The organism is Bradyrhizobium sp. 159, from assembly GCF_023073795.1.
Taxonomy (GTDB): Bacteria; Pseudomonadota; Alphaproteobacteria; order Rhizobiales; family Xanthobacteraceae; genus Bradyrhizobium.
Genome location: NZ_JADPKE010000102.1, coordinates 24,934 through 39,971 on the forward strand (window position 1 = coordinate 24,934; position 15,038 = coordinate 39,971).

Consider the following 15,038-nt stretch of genomic DNA (forward strand, 5'->3'; position numbering starts at 1 on the left):
CAATTAGTTCCATTCTCGCGTGGGTGGCGTCCCCCTTGCCTGCGTAAAATTTTACGCAATATGAGCAGGCGCGTTTCAGCCTGTTCCCCGGTTTTGTGACCCCTGCCGGGCGCGTTAAGCAGAACAAAACGGCCCATCTCGCACTATCTGCCCGAAAGCAACAAAGCCGGCACGTCGAGATCGAGAGGGATCTCGCGAAGCCCGGAAGGGGATGTCAGATGGAGACCGCTGGTCGCTGGCGCGCTTGGCGCGCAATCCTTGTTATGTGCGGATTGGTCCTGCTCGGATCGGCCGCCGAGCTTCGCGCCGGCACGCTGCTGTCGCCCGGCGCCGGCGTCCTTGTGCGCAAATCCGCCGAGCCCTTCGGCGTGTTCGCCTTCGCCATCTCGTCGGGCGGCCTGCAACGGAAATGGCTCGCGCTGAAGGACAAGCTCGACGACGACATGGTGCAGCTCGCGCTGTGCGATGGCGATCGGGACAATTGCGCATCGCCTGCGGCCCTGAAGCTGCTCGCCATCGTCGACCAGGCTCGTGATCGCGACGGCCGTGCGCGGCTGGGCGAGGCCAACCGCGCCGTCAACTTCGCCATCCGGGCCGTCAATGACGGCACCAATGACGTCTGGAGCTCGCCGCTTGCGACCTTCCAGCGCGGCGCCGGCGATTGCGAAGACTACGCTATTGCCAAGCTCGCCGCACTGCGGCTCGCCGGCATTGCCGCTGAAGACCTCCGCATCGTCGTGGTGCGCGACACCCGCGCCGGCGAGGCGCATGCCGTGGCCGCCGCGCGGCTCGACGGCCACTGGCTGATGCTCGACAACCGCCGCATGGCGATGGTCGAGGACGACGCTGCGCGGAGCTACCAGCCGCTGTTCGTGCTCTACCAGTCGGCCGTGATGAAATATGTCGACGAACCCGCGCGGTTCTCGATCGCAGCCACCGAGCCGCGGTGATCCACTTTGTAGCGCGCATGAAGACAACGGGCCGGCGCAAGGCGCTGCCCGACGGCTGGCGTTGCCGGGAGGACGAACTGGCCCCGGTGAATTCGGGGACGGCGGGTGGGGGATCGTAGCCGGTCGCGCTTTCTTCCTTCTCTCCTGCGGCAGAAGGTGGCGCGAAGCGCCGGGTCTGTCTGCGCTCGCAAGACTGTTCGTGAGAATAGAACCCCTCACCCGGCTTCGCATTCGCGAAGCGACCCTCTCCGACGAGGGGAGAGGGTGCACCGTTCGCGCGGCAAGAGCGAGCGCATCAAAACATCAGATTGTCCTTCACCAGCACCCAACGGCCGCCCTTGACCTGCTGTACCTGGGTGATCGTGTTGGCGAGGTGATCGGTCTTGGAGAACTTGGTCGGGGGCGAGTTGAAGATGTCGAGGAATTTCTCGCCCGACTCGAGCGCGTCCAGCATCTTCTGACCTGTGAGATCCTTGCCCGCTTTCTCCGCGTAGAACGCAAACGTCATCACCGCGTTGTAGCCGATGATCGCCTGCGTGTTGGCGTCGGTGCCAAACATCTTCTTGTAGTTCACCAGCCAGTCCTTGACCTTGCCCTTGGCGGTGTCCTCGTAGGGAATCTCGAAGCCGCTGGCGGCGTAGAGACCTTCGACGGCTTCCTTGCCGAGCATCGGCACCTCCATCACGTTGGTCGGCGTGGCACCGAGGAAGGTGACGTCCCAGCGGAGTTTCTTGGCTTCGGTCATCGCTCCTATGGTCTCGCGGAGCACGGTGCCGAGCACGACGAGGTCGCAGCCGTCGGACTTCATCTTGGCGATCTGCGCGCTGAAGTCGGAGGCGCCGCGCTTGTAGCTCGTGATCGAAGCCGGCTGAGCCTTCATCGCGGTGAGCTGCTGGTTGAAGCCGTCGAGCACGTTCTTACCGTACTCGTCATCCTGATGCATGATGCAGGGCTTCTTGAAGCCCTTCCACTCCATCATGTATTTCAGCGCGGCCCGCGTGCTCTCGACGTAAGGCAACAGGTTGTTGAACTTCAGTCGCTCCTGCGGCTTGGCCGGATCGAACTTGAAGGTGAACTCGGCCGCCGTCAGCGGGAAGAGCTGCAGTACGCCGGCGTCGAAGAGGATGTCCTGCGCGGCGAGGACCGTCGGTGATCCCATAGGTCCCACCATCGCGAAGATCTTGTCGCGCTCGATCAGTTTTTGCGACGCCAGCACGGCCTTTTTCGGATCATAGCCGCTGTCCTCGATGACCAGTCGAATCTTGCGGCCGTTGATCCCGCCGGACGCATTGATCTCCTCGGTCGCCATCTTCATGCCGTTTGCAACCGGGACGCCCCAACCCTTGATCGGTCCCGACAGGTCCTGGTGAGTGCCGATAACGATCTCGGATGCCGAGATGCCTTCGTTGGTGACCTTGGTTTGCGCCGCGGCCGGCAGACAGGTGAGCACCACGGCACTCACAGCAAGGCCGAACGCGCTGAACGATTTCGACATTGACGTCTCCTCTCCTAAAGGCCCGTGTTGGACGAAGGGCGAGGGCCATCGCTCCTCCGCTTGCTTGAATGGGCTCGCTTTTCTTTTCTGCACATGCCCCGTCGGGAAACCGACTCCCACTCTTCCGGGGGCATGTGAGTCACGCCACCGCACGCTGGCGATACATCGCCTCGATCTCGGCAGCGTAGCGCTTGTTCACGAAGCCGCGCTTCAGCTTCATGGTCGGCGTCAGTTCCTCGTCTTCCGGAGTGAGCTGGCGCTCGATCAGGTAGAACTTCTTGATGGTCTCGACGCGGGCAAAATTGCCATTGACCTGTTCGATCTCGCGCCAGATCAGGTCCTGAATCTCCGTCGCCCGGCACAGGCTGGCATAATTGGTGAACGGGATGTCGTGGTCCTGCGCGAATTTCTCGACATTCTCCTGGTCGATCATGACGAGGCAGGTGAGATAGGGCCGCTTGTCGCCGATCACCACGGCGTCCGAGATGTAGGGCGAGAATTTGAGCTGGTTCTCGATCTCGGACGGCGTGATGTTCTTGCCGCCCGAGGTGATGATGATGTCCTTCATCCGGTCGGTGATGCGGACGAAGCCTTCATTGTCGATGGTGCCGACGTCGCCGGTGTGCAGCCAGCCGCGGGAATCGATGGTTTCGGCGGTCTTCTCCGGCTGGTTCAGGTAGCCCATGAACAGGAAGTCGCCTTTGATCAGGATCTCGCCGTCGGGCGACAGCACGACCTCACCCCAGGGGACGGCCGTGCCGACCGAGCCGAGCTTGATCCGCTCCGCCGGCATCATGGTGGCAACCCCGCAATTCTCGGTCTGGCCATAGACTTCGTGCATGTCGATGCCGAGCGCGAGATACCAGCGGATCAGTTCGGGGGCGATCGGCGCGGCGCCGGTGAAGGCGATGCGGCAGCGGTCGAGCCCAATCATGCGGCGAATGTTGCGGAAAGCGACGCGATAGGCGAGACGGTTGGCGAGGCGCAGCATCAGCGGCGGCCTCCTGCCCTCGAGCCGGCAATCGACCATGCGGTAGCCGATGCCGATGGCGCGGCGATAGACCCATTGCTGGAGCGGCGTCGCATCCTTCAGCGCGATGGTGATCGCGGAATAGAATTTTTCCCAGATCCGTGGCACTGCGAGGAAAACGGTCGGCTGCACCTCGCGCAAATTATCGGGCACGGTCTCCGGGCTCTCGGCAAAGTTCATCACCGAGCCGAGCGCGACCGAGATGTAATAGCCGCCGACGCGCTCGGCAACGTGACAGAGCGGCAGAAAGATCAGCCGGTCCTCGTCCTCTTGCGCGGGAATGAAGTCGCTGGCGTGCCGCATCTGATGCGTCACGCTGCGGTTGGCATGCATCGCGCCTTTCGGCGGACCTGTCGTGCCCGACGTGTAGACGAGGATCGCGAGATCGCCGGCGCCGCGGCTGTCGATCATCTCCTGCCACAGCGCCTCGCGGCCGACCATGTGGTTGCGGCCGAGCGCGCGGAACTCGTCGAGCGACATCACCATGTCGTCGGAGAAACCGCCGAGGCCCTCCATGTCGAACACGATGATCTTCTGCAAGGTAGGACAGCGCGCCCGGCAGGCGAGGACCTTGTCGAGTTGCTCCTCGTCCTCGACGAAGATCACCTTTGTTCTGGAGTCGTTGACGAGATATTCGACCTGGGACGATGCGTCGGTGGGATAGATGCCGGAGGAGACGCCCCCGGCGCACAGGATGCCCATGTCGGCATGGACCCATTCGGGCACGGCATTGGCGATGATGGAGGCGACGTCGCCGGGCATGAAGCCGATCGCGCGAAGCGCATAGGCGACCTCTTTTGAGATATCCAGCCATTGGCGCCAGCTCGTCGGCTGCCAGATGCCGAACTTCTTCTCGCGGATCGCCGGCCTGTCGCCCCGCGTCTCGACGGCGCACAGGAAGCTCTTCGCGATCGTATCAGCGACCGTCAGCACCGCCGGTCGGGCCATGCACCTCTCCTCCTTGTCGCGATCCCCTCCGTCGCCTGCCTTGCCGGCGGTCTATGTCTTGCGGAGGGGCTCGTCCATCTAACGCCACGTTTTCTTCTTTTTCCAGCGCCGTTCGCCTCTAGCGCCCACTTCCTTGGCGCCAAGGTAAAATTCCTGGATGTCCTGGGAATGCATCAAGCGGTCGCAGGTGTCGTTCATCACGATCCGGCCGATCTCCAGGACATAGCCGTAATGCGCGGTCTCCAGCGCCACCTTGGCGTTCTGCTCGACCAGCAGGATCGACATGCGCTGCTCCTCGTTGACGCGGCGGATGATGGTGAAGATCTCCTTCACCATCAGCGGCGACAGACCGAGCGAGGGTTCGTCGAGCAGGAGCAGCGTCGGCCGGTTCATCAGGGCGCGGCCGATCGCCAACATCTGCTGCTCGCCGCCGGAGAGCTGACCGGCCGGCTGGTTGATGCGCTCCTTCAGGCGCGGGAAATAGCCGTAGACGCGCTCCAGATCTTCCGCGACGCCGTCACGGTCCCGGCGCGGATAGGCGCCCATCATCAGGTTCTCGCGCACCGAGAGGAACGGGAAGACTTCGCGCCCCTCCGGCACGTGACTGAGGCCGAGCCGCACGATCCTGTCGGCTTCCATGCGCTGGATCGGCTTGCCCATGAACTCGATCGCGCCCTTCTGCGGATCGAGGATGCCGGAGATGGTCTTGAGCACTGTGGTCTTGCCGGCGCCATTGGCGCCGAGCAGCGTGACGATGCGGCCGCGCGGTACCTCCAGCGAGATGCCGCGGATCGCCATGATCGGCCCGTAATAGCTCTCGATGTTCGAGAGTTTCAAGATGGTCTCGGGTGTCGCGGTCGCATCCATCGACTCAGGCTCCCAGATACGCGGCGACGACATCGGGGTGCTGCTGCACCTCGGCCGGAGAGCCCATCGCCAGCACCCGGCCATAGTTGAGAGCAATGACGCGGTCGGAAACGCGGTTCACCAGCGACATGTCGTGCTCGACCATAAGCACGGTGACGCCGAGTTCGTTTTTCATGTCGCGGATCCAGAACGACATGTCGTCGGTCTCCTCGACATTGAGGCCGGAGGACGGCTCATCCAGCAGGATCAGCTTCGGCTCCGAGCACAGCGCGCGCGCCAGCTCGATCACCTTGCGCACGCCATAGGGAAGGCCCGAGATCAGCTTGTCGCGATAGGGTTCGAGATCGAGGAATTCGATCACCTGCTCGACCCGGCGGCGGTGCACCTTCTCGTTGGCCCGTACGCTCGGCAGGAACAGCAGCTCCTGCCAGAGTTGGGTGGTGGAATGGCGGTGGCGTCCAACCAGCAGATTGGAGAGCACGGTCGCGTTCTCGAACAGCTCGATGTTCTGGAAGGTGCGGGCAATACCGAGCTTGGCGATGTCGTAGGGCGGCTGTTCGGTGATGTCCTGGTCCTCGAAGAAGATGCGGCCCGACGTCGGCCGGTAGATGCGCGAGATCAGGTTGAAGATCGAACTCTTGCCGGCGCCGTTGGGACCGATGATCGAGAGGATCTCGCCCTTCTCGATCGCGAACGAGACCGTATCGACGGCCTTGAGACCGCCGAAGTGCAGCGACAGGTTCTCGGCGCGGAAATAGCTCATCGGTTGCGCTCCGATTTCACGTAGATCTTCTGCCGCTTGAAGGTGGCGCGCTTGTAGAGCGGGAACAGTTGGAAGAAGAGCTTGATCTTGAGCCAGCGGCCGTAGAGGCCGAGCGGCTCGAACAGCACGAACAGCACGATGATGACGCCGTAGATCGCGCCTTTCAGGCCGTTGAGCGAGGCGAAGGCTGCGACCTTGGACTGAATGTTGCCCGCAGTCGCCGAGCTCGCACCAAATGTCGCGGCGATGCCGGCGATAATGCCGGGCATGTCGTCCTTGAGGTAAGTCAGGAACGGATCGATCATCACGATAAAGATCGCGCCCAGAACCGCGCCGTGCAGGCTGAAGGCGCCGCCGATCAGGATCACGATGATGAACTCGATCGAGAGCTGCAGCGTGAACATCTCCGGCGAGATGAACGAGAGCTTGTGCGCGAACAGCACCCCGGCAAAACCGGTGATCGCCGCCGAGATCGCAAAGGACTTCACCTTGTAGAGCGCAACATTGACGCCCATGCTGCGCGCCGCGGTCTCGGAGTCGCGGATCGCAACAAAGGCGCGGCCCGTCGGCGAGCGCAGCAGATTGAGCGTGCCGACGATGGTCAGCACCAGCACGGCAAGGCAGAGGTAATAGAAGGTCGGGCTGTCGCGCGGGACCGTGACGCCGAGCAGCGATAGCGTCTTGACCCGCATGCCTTCATTGCCGTTGGTGACGCTCTCCCAGCGCGCCAGGATCTCCTCGACGATCAAGGCAAAGGAGATGGTGGCGATGACGAGATAGATGCCTGTCAGGCGCAGGGCGGGAAAGCCGACCATCGCGCCGATGATCCCGGTCAAAACTCCGGCAGCGAGGAAGTAGACCGGGAACGGCACGTTGTATTTCTGCAAATACGCCGCTGTATAGGCCCCGATCGCGAGGAACGCTGCGTGCCCGAGCGAAGCCTGGCCGGTAAACCCGGTCAGGATCAGCAGCGCCACGCCGACGGTCGCATAGATGCAGACGAAGACGAGCTGGCTCATCAGGTAGCTGGAGAGCAGATAGGGCGCGATCAGCAGCAGTGCGAGCAGGACGCCATAGGTGGCGACGTAGCCCGAATGCGGAAACAGCTTGATGTCGTCCTCATAATCGGTCTTGAACAGGAAGCGCATGGCGTTCAGACCTTCTTGCGGACGTGGAGGCCGAACAGGCCTTCAGGTTTCAAGAGCAGCACGGCGAGCAGCACGATGTAGGGTGCGACGTCCTTCCAACCTTCGGCCAAATAAAAGCCGGCCATGCTCTCGATCACGCCGATCAGCACGCCGCCGACGACCGCGCCCGGGATCGAGCCGAAGCCGCCGAGCACGGCGGCCGGAAAGGCCTTCAGGCCGAGCACGAGGCCGACATTGGAATGGATGAAGGTGATCGGCGCCAGCAGCACGCCGGCGCAGGTGGCGACCGCCGCGCTAATGGCCCAGACGATCGACACCACGCGCTTGACCGGAATACCCATGTAATAGGCCGCCAGCATGTTCTCGGAACTGGCGCGCATCGCAGTGCCAAGCGTGGTCTTGTTGAAGAACAGCCACAGCAGCGCGCACAGGATCATTGTTGCTGCGATCACCGAGAGCTTGTCGTAGGCAAGGACCAGAGAGCCCATGCGCAGCACCCCCTGGCTGAAGGGGGTCTCGATTTTCAAATCGTCGGTGCCCCAGATCATGCCGGCGATCGAGCGCAGGAAATAGCCGAGGCCGATCGTCGCCATGATGATGGAGAATTGTGGATAGCCGAGGATCGGCCGCACCACCACGCGCTCCGCCAGCATGCCGAACAGCGCCATGGCGGCCACGGCACCGGCAAAGCCGATCCAGTAGTTCAGACCCATCATGCCGATGAAGGTGAAGGCGAAGAAGCCGCCGAGCATCATCAGATCGCCCTGGGCGAAATTGACGACCTCGGTGGCCTTGTAGACGAGCACGAAGCCGAGCGCGATCAGGCCGTAGACGCAGCCGAGCGCAACACCGCTGACCAGCTGCTGAACGAAATCCAGCATCGCCGCGCATCCTCCCGACGCAACCAACGGTTCTTCCTGACCGCCTTGTTGCATCTTGTGTCCAGTCGCTACGCAGTCGTTTCGCTGCGTCAGCGCCATTTGTCCGAGGCCAATTCAGCCTGAACCGCCAAGCGCTGTCAACAAACGGACACTTGCCTTTAGGATAACGGAATTTGTCGGCCGTAGATTCACGGTGCCGAAACATCTTAAAGTCATGGTCGCGGACGATGCAAAACCGGATGGTGTGGCCGTCATGAAGCCGGACAGCTCGGCGCTGGAAGTCCTGGGGTTAACGAAGCGTTTTGACCGTTTGGCGGTCGATGGCCTCGATCTCACCATTCATGCCGGCGAATTCTATGCCCTGGTCGGCCCTAACGGCGCCGGCAAAACCACCACCCTGCGCATGGTCGCAGGCCTGCTGCGGCCCGATGCCGGACGCGTCTCGATCTTCGGCATCGATGCGCTCCAAAATCCGGTCGCCGCCAAGCAGATGATGGCATGGGTGTCCGACGAGCCGATGATCTACGACAAGCTGACGCCGCTTGAATATCTCGAGTTCGTCGCCGGTCTCTGGGGTATCGCGCCGTCCAGCTCGGAACCGGTTGCGCAGGAGCTTCTCGGCTCGCTGGGCCTCGAGTCGCATCGGCACGAACGCTGCGAAGGCTTTTCCAAAGGCATGCGCCAGAAGGTGGCGCTGGCCGGCGCGCTGGTGCACGATCCCCGCCTCATCATCCTCGACGAGCCGCTGACGGGGCTCGATGCCGTTTCCGCCCGCCATGTGAAGGGCCTCCTCAGCGAGCGCGTCCGCGCCGGCTGCACCGTCATCATGACCACGCATATTCTCGAGGTCGCCGAGCGCATGGCCGACCGCATCGGCGTGATCGCATCGGGCCATCTGGTCGCCGAAGGCACGCTTGACGAACTGCGCCGGCAGAACGGCCATGACAATACCAGCCTGGAAGACCTTTTCATCGCGCTGGTGACGTTTCCGGACGCCGCATGAGCTCGGCGACCGCGTTCTCCTGGTTCGCTCGTCACGAGCTCCGGCTCGCCTGGCGCGAATGGTTTGCCATGATGACCGGCGGCCAGCGCAAGCGAGCGCGCGCCGCCGTCATCGGCCTGTTGTTCTTCGCAGCACTCCTGCACGTGCCGGCCTGGGCGGTGATCGGCCGCTTCGCCGATCTGCAACTGCCGCTCGATAAGGCCTCGCTGATCGTGATCTCGGCGACGATCTTTCTGGCCTGGAGCTTGATGCTGTCGCAGGCGATCGAATCGGTGACACGGGTGTTTTACGCCCGTGCCGATCTCGACCTCATCATGTCCTCGCCGGCGAGGCTGGCCAACCTGTTCTCGGTCCGCATTGCCGCGATCGCGCTGACCGTCACGGTGATGGCGCTGCTGTTCTCGACGCCCTTCATCGACGTGCTGGTGATCGGCGGCGGTGCGCGATGGCTCAGCGCGTTGGGCGTCGTGGTCGCGATGGGCCTGTCGGCGGCGGCGATCGCGATTGCCGTCACCATTCTCCTGTTTCGGCTGATCGGGCCGGCGCGGACGCGCTTGATCGCCCAGATCCTCGCCGCGGTCATCGGCGCTGGCTTCGTGATCGCGCTTCAGGTCGCCGCGATCATGTCCTACGGCACGCTGTCGCGCTTCACCATCCTGACCTCGGGTAGCCTCGCCGCCTACGCGCCTGATGTCGACAGCATCTGGTGGTGGCCGGCGCGGGCGACCATGGGCGACTGCGAGGCGCTGTTGCTGCTTCTCGCGCTCGGGCTCGTGCTGCTCGGAAGCGTCATGGCGATCTTTTCGGGCCGCTTTGCCGATACCGCCATCGATGCGGCGGCGTATGGCGCATCCGGCCGCGTGCGCGCGAAGGAGCGCCCATTCCGCGGCGGATCGCGGCAGCAGGCGCTGCGGCGCAAGGAATTTTCGCTGCTCTGGCGCGATCCCTGGCTGATCTCGCAGACCCTGATGCAGTTGCTCTATCTGGTGCCGCCGGCGCTGCTGCTCTGGCGAAATTTTGCCGACAGCTCGGCAGCGCTGACGCTGATCACGCCTGTCATCGTGATGGCGGCCGGACAGCTTGCCGGCGGGCTTGCCTGGCTGACCATCTCGGGCGAGGACGCGCCCGACCTGGTCGCGACCGCGCCGCTGACGCCATCCAGCGTCATCCGTGCCAAGATCGAGGTGGTGCTGATCGCGACCGCCGTGATCTTCTGCCCTCTGGTGGCGGCGCTGGCCTTCGCCTCGCCAATCCAGGCGGCAATTAGCGCCGGCGCAATCATTATCAGTGCGGCCTCCGCCACCGCGATCCAGCTCTGGTTCCGGGTGCAGGCCCGGCGCAGCCAATTCCGCCGCCGCCAGACCTCCTCGCGGCTTGCGACTTTTGCCGAAGCCTTCTCCTCGATCGGTTGGGCCGCGACTGCGGCGCTGCTGCTCGCTCTCCCCATCGCCGGCCTTATCAGCGGCCTGATCACGGCTAGCCTCATTGCCATCACCTGGAAGTTCAGCCCGCGGCGTGAATAAGCCACGCTAGCGAAAGGTGCGACACTGACGCGCTGTTGATCGCAGCCCATTGGCCACGCGCCGCATTGCACGCTAGACTTTCTCGTGAAGTCATCGGAGACGGATGCATGTGGCGACTGGTTTCGGCGGCTTTGGCGCTGTTCGGCGTATCCCTCGCACCTGCCCTCGCCCAACAGCCACCTCAACGCAGCGAATGCCTGGCGATGGCCAACGCGACGCCGCGCGCGCTGCCGGTCGCGTTCCGGCAGGCCGCCGGCTCAGCCGAGGTCGAGATCACCTATGCCGGCCACTCCACCTATTTCATCGATACGCCCGGGGGCCTGCGCATCGCCACCGACTATAGCGGCGCCTATCAGGTGGGACCGCTGCCCGATGTGGTCACCATGAACCGTGCGCACAGCACGCACTACACCCTATTCCCGGACAAGCGCATTCCCCATGTGCTGCACGGCTGGGGCGTGGACGGCCAGCCGGCGATCGTATCGGAGCGCATCGGCGATACCTTCATCCGCAACGTCACCACCGACATCCGCCGTTATTTCGGCGACGATACTGGCGCCGACATGATCCGCGACGGCAACTCGATCTTCATCTTCGAGGTCGCCGGCCTCTGCATCGGTCATCTGGGTCATCTTCATCACAAGCTCGACGACAGCCATTTCGCCCAGATCGGGCGGCTCGACATCGTGATGGTGCCGATCGACGGCACCTATACCATGTCGCTGGACGGCATCTCCGAGATCACGAAACGGCTGCGCGCCTCGGTGGTGCTGCCGATGCACCGCTTCGCCACCCCGCTCGACACTTTCATGCGCCGGATCGGCCAGCAGTTCGAGATCGACCAGCGCATCGAGCGGTCGTTCCGGATCTCGCGGGATGCTCTGCCGTCGAAGCCGACCGTGATCATCCTCGACGGGGTCTGACGCGCGAAGCCGGAACACATGAACGTCCTCTGACTTGGTTTGCTTCAAGATCATCCTTGGTCGGAGCAATCATGAGCAGACGATTTTCTATCCTCGGCTCATTCGCCGCGATATATTTGCTGTGGGGTTCCACCTACTTTGCCATCACATTGGGCCTAGAATCGATCCCGCCATTTTTGCTGATGGCGCTCCGCTCGTTCTGCGGCGGCATTGCGCTATTGGCGATGAGCGGTGGGCAGGTCGCAAACGTATCCTCGCAGGCGTGGGCGCGGGCGAGCCTTTGCGGACTGCTCTTCTTCGTCGGCTGCCACGGCGTGCTCGCTTATGCCCAGCAATCGATTCCTTCGGGCGCGGCAGCGATCGTTCTTGCTACCATCCCGTTCTGGATCTTGCTGATCGATGTCTTGTTCCCCGGCGATCAGCGACCAAAACCCCTCGCCCTGCTTGCGCTCGTGCCCGGCTTCTTCGGCGTTGGTCTCGTGGCGTGGCAGAACGTCGAGCAGGCGGGCATCAGCATTCTTCCCGTCGTCCTTCTCCTGGCTGCGGCCTTGTCATGGTCGGTCGGGACCGTCCTGTCCCGGAGCATGTCGCACCAGGCGTCCGCCGTCCTGCTGTCGGGCATGCAGCTTACGATCGGCGGTGCCGTGTTGTTCGCAATCAGTTGGCTGACGGGCGAGATCCCAAGCTTCAGGCCGAGCGACGTCTCGCCGACTTCGCTTGCCGCGGCGCTTTGGCTGATCATCTCAGGCAGCGTGATCGGATTCGTCGCCTACAATTGGCTACTGGAGAACGTCTCGACCTCGTTGGTATCGACCTACACTTTCGTCAACCCGGTGATCGCAGTGCTGCTCGGTACCGTCATTCTGGGCGAGCCGTTTTCACGTCTGATGCTGCTTGGCGCGGTCCTCGTCATTGTCTCCATCATCGTCATCTGGCTGGCGGAACGTTCAGCGAGCCGGCGAACGAACGATGCGACCGATCGCGGCATGAGGCATCTGTCGCCACGCAAGACCTGACGACCGCGGACGGCAATTTTCTCCAAGTCGCTAAGGCACGTTCATGCTGATCTCCTCGCAAGAGGAGATCGACATGACAGATTTTGCGAGATTGTTGCATGCGGACGGACCGAACCCAGAGCACGCGGAGGCGCTGCAGCTTTACGGTCGTTTTGTCGGCGACTGGGACGCCGAAATCACCGCCCACGGGCTCGATGGAACCAAACACACAGCGTCAGGCGAAATCCATTTCGGCTGGGTACTGGAGGGGCGCGCCGTGCAGGACGTCTGGATGATTCCTCGTCCCGCCGGCAGCCCGGCCTTTCCGATCGCCGGCAATTGGTACGGCACGACGCTGCGTATCTATGACCCAACCATTGCCGCGTGGCGGATTTCCTGGTTCGATCCAGGCCGCAGCGTGTTCCGCCAGCAGATCGGCCGTCCGCGCGGCGACGCCATCGTACAGGAAGGCACGACCGAAGCCGGCGAGCTGACGCGCTGGAGCTTTACGGAGATTACCGACAATTCCTTTCACTGGCTCGGGGAGGTCAGGCCGACCGCCGTAGCGGACTGGCGGCTGATGGTCGATGTGAAAGCAAAGCGGCGCGAGGGCTGACGACTGTGCCGCTGTGCTAGCGATGACGGGTGCGGTTGCATGACGCGCGCTGCCGCGTGACGAGATGAGGTGCTAGGCTCCCAGCACAAACACAGAGGGAGCGAACGCCGATGACCGCAAGTGGATTGCCTGCCAATACGAGCGGACTGCTTGTCGAGCCGCGCGAGGACTGGCTTGCGCAGCACCAGGAGGAGATCATCGATGCGCCCCGGCCGATCGTCGATCCTCACCACCATCTCTGGAATCGCGGGCACCGCTATCTGATCGAGGAGATGGCGGCCGACATCGCCTCTGGCCACAACATCGTCGCAACCGTCTATGTCGATTGCCGCTCGATGTATCGTGCGCATGGGCCAGAGGCGTTCCGGCCCGTCGGCGAGGTCGAGTTCGCCAACGGCGTCGCGGCGATGAGCGCGAGCGGTGGTTACGGCAAGGCGGCGATCTGTGCGGGCATCGTCAGCCACGCCAATCTGCTGCTGGGCGACGCGGCCAAGCCGGTGCTGGAAGCGGAGATCGCGGCGGGCCACGGCCGCTTCCGCGGCATCAGGCATTCCTCGGCCTGGGACGAAGACCCCGTGGTCGCCGGCATGTATGCGAACCGGCCGAAGGGCCTTTTGCAGGATCCGACCTTCCGCAAGGGATTTGCCTGCCTCGCGCCGCTGAACCTCAGCTTCGATGCCTGGCTGTTTCATCCGCAGATCGGCGAACTGACCGAGCTTGCGCGCGCCTTCCCCGACACCCGGATCGTGCTCGACCATTGCGGCGGCCCCGCCGGCGTCGGCCGCTTTGCGGGACGGCGCGAGGAGGTGTTTTCGCAGTGGCGCGCCTCGATCCGCGAGATCGCGAAATGCGAGAACGTGGTGGTTAAGCTCGGCGGGCTCGCGATGTGCCTGCTCGGCTATGACTTCCATCGGCGCGAGAAGCCGCCGTCATCCGAGGAGCTTGCCGCAGCCTGGCGGCCTTATGTCGAGACCTGCATCGAGGCATTTGGCCCAAGGCGCGCGATGTTCGAGAGCAATTTCCCGCCGGACAAGGGCCAGTGCAGCTATCAGGTGATCTTCAACGCCTTCAAGCGCATCGCGGCGGCCCTGAGCGAGGCCGAAAAGACGGCGCTGTTCTCGCAGACCGCCATCGATTTCTATCAGCTCGAACTGCCGTCGTGACGAGAAGAGGGGCCGGGATGTTGATCCCGGCCCCTCTTCCGTCGTGGCCGCTGGGAAGCGTCCTTGAAACGTTATTGTTCGGGCTCTAGCCGGCACCCATCAAGGAGGCCGGACGGCGCTCGCCGCTGGAGGTGAACATCTTCTTGAGCTTGTTGACCACACGGATCAGAAAGCCGATCATCACGGGATTGGTCTTGCGGCAGAAGGCGATCTTCTTGACGTGCCCTTCGACATGCCATTTGGCATGCGCGCCGTCGCGGAAGAAAATGACGTCGCCGGGGCCGTAGCGCTTCGGCGGCATGCCGTCGCTTTCGAGCACGATCGATCCTTCCATGATCATGATCGTCTCGTCGATATCGTAGTACCAGTTGAAGCGCCCTTCGGTGCAGGCCCAGATGATGGTTTGGGCCGTGCCGTCGGCACTGGTGGACAGGACGCGCGAGCGCGACACCGGGTTACCCTCGATGATCCAGGACGGCTCGATCGGCCGCAGCTCCAGATCCACATTGCAACTGCCGATCTCAATCATTGCGCGCGACATCTGTTTCCTCGGGGAATGAAATAAGTTTGACCGGGTCGGAGCCCGGACTGTTTCAATGATCCTCGCGACGCTAGTGATCGGCTTTTAATTCTTCCTTACGCAGGCCTCGACAATCGGCCGTAGTTGAAGCCGCGAAGCGCGTTAACGCAGTGATTTCCTGCCAATTGGACTATGTGAACCCATCTTTGCCGG

General features: G+C 63.1%; 14 protein-coding genes. 7 read left to right on the forward strand and 7 right to left on the reverse strand.

Translation table 11 applies throughout. The annotated features are described in order from the left end of the window. Positions 1-218 precede the first annotated feature (218 nt). Entirely contained in the window at positions 219-950 is a 732-nt protein-coding gene (locus tag IVA96_RS32455) for a transglutaminase-like cysteine peptidase (protein ID WP_247421652.1), read from the forward strand. A gap of 295 nt (positions 951-1,245) precedes the next feature. Here IVA96_RS32455 and IVA96_RS32460 read toward each other — a convergent pair whose 3' ends face one another. The 6 genes from IVA96_RS32460 to IVA96_RS32485 form a co-directional block, all read right to left on the reverse strand. Further along, the gene (locus tag IVA96_RS32460; protein ID WP_247281707.1) at positions 1,246-2,445 is read right to left on the reverse strand and encodes an ABC transporter substrate-binding protein; all 1,200 of its coding nucleotides are present in this window, start codon (positions 2,443-2,445) and stop codon (positions 1,246-1,248) included. A gap of 139 nt (positions 2,446-2,584) precedes the next feature. After that, positions 2,585-4,423 (reverse strand): AMP-dependent synthetase/ligase, encoded by a 1,839-nt coding sequence (locus IVA96_RS32465; protein WP_247281708.1) that lies wholly within the window; start codon positions 4,421-4,423, stop codon positions 2,585-2,587. A gap of 78 nt (positions 4,424-4,501) precedes the next feature. Continuing rightward, complete coding sequence (locus IVA96_RS32470) at positions 4,502-5,290, reverse strand: ABC transporter ATP-binding protein (RefSeq protein WP_247281709.1); 789 nt, start codon at positions 5,288-5,290, stop codon at positions 4,502-4,504. A gap of 4 nt (positions 5,291-5,294) precedes the next feature. Continuing rightward, a complete protein-coding gene (locus IVA96_RS32475) occupies positions 5,295-6,053 on the reverse strand; it encodes an ABC transporter ATP-binding protein (protein WP_247281710.1) in 759 nt (252 codons plus the stop codon). Further along, positions 6,050-7,201, reverse strand: coding sequence for a branched-chain amino acid ABC transporter permease (locus IVA96_RS32480; RefSeq protein WP_247281711.1), 1,152 nt, complete (start codon positions 7,199-7,201; stop codon positions 6,050-6,052). The genes IVA96_RS32475 and IVA96_RS32480 overlap by 4 nt, the downstream gene beginning before the upstream one ends. Before the next feature lie 5 nt (positions 7,202-7,206). Next, positions 7,207-8,082, reverse strand: a complete 876-nt coding sequence (locus tag IVA96_RS32485) for a branched-chain amino acid ABC transporter permease (protein ID WP_247281712.1) — start codon at positions 8,080-8,082, stop codon at positions 7,207-7,209. A 253-nt stretch (positions 8,083-8,335) separates the two neighbouring features. Here IVA96_RS32485 and IVA96_RS32490 point away from each other — a divergent pair, with 253 nt between their 5' ends. The 6 genes from IVA96_RS32490 to IVA96_RS32515 all read left to right on the forward strand — a co-directional run bounded on the left by IVA96_RS32490 (position 8,336) and on the right by IVA96_RS32515 (position 14,305). Next, entirely contained in the window at positions 8,336-9,085 is a 750-nt protein-coding gene (locus IVA96_RS32490) for an ABC transporter ATP-binding protein (protein ID WP_247282043.1), read from the forward strand. Next, a complete protein-coding gene (locus tag IVA96_RS32495; RefSeq protein WP_247281713.1) occupies positions 9,082-10,608 on the forward strand; it encodes a permease in 1,527 nt (508 codons plus the stop codon). Before IVA96_RS32490 ends, IVA96_RS32495 begins: the two co-directional genes overlap by 4 nt. A gap of 107 nt (positions 10,609-10,715) precedes the next feature. Continuing rightward, on the forward strand, positions 10,716-11,531 hold the full coding sequence (locus tag IVA96_RS32500) for an MBL fold metallo-hydrolase (RefSeq protein WP_247281714.1): 816 nt from the start codon (positions 10,716-10,718) through the stop codon (positions 11,529-11,531). A gap of 71 nt (positions 11,532-11,602) precedes the next feature. Beyond that, positions 11,603-12,547: an EamA family transporter gene (locus IVA96_RS32505; RefSeq protein ID WP_247281715.1), complete on the forward strand. Its 945-nt coding sequence runs from the start codon at positions 11,603-11,605 to the stop codon at positions 12,545-12,547. A 73-nt stretch (positions 12,548-12,620) separates the two neighbouring features. Further along, on the forward strand, positions 12,621-13,142 hold the full coding sequence (locus IVA96_RS32510) for a hypothetical protein (protein ID WP_247282044.1): 522 nt from the start codon (positions 12,621-12,623) through the stop codon (positions 13,140-13,142). Between the two features lie 110 nt (positions 13,143-13,252). Then, positions 13,253-14,305, forward strand: coding sequence for an amidohydrolase family protein (locus IVA96_RS32515; protein WP_247421661.1), 1,053 nt, complete (start codon positions 13,253-13,255; stop codon positions 14,303-14,305). 85 nt (positions 14,306-14,390) lie between these two features. Here IVA96_RS32515 and IVA96_RS32520 read toward each other — a convergent pair whose 3' ends face one another. Further along, positions 14,391-14,846 carry a cupin domain-containing protein gene (locus IVA96_RS32520; RefSeq protein WP_247281717.1) on the reverse strand — a complete coding sequence of 152 codons (456 nt, stop codon included), beginning with the start codon at positions 14,844-14,846 and terminating at the stop codon, positions 14,391-14,393. Positions 14,847-15,038: the final 192 nt, after the last annotated feature.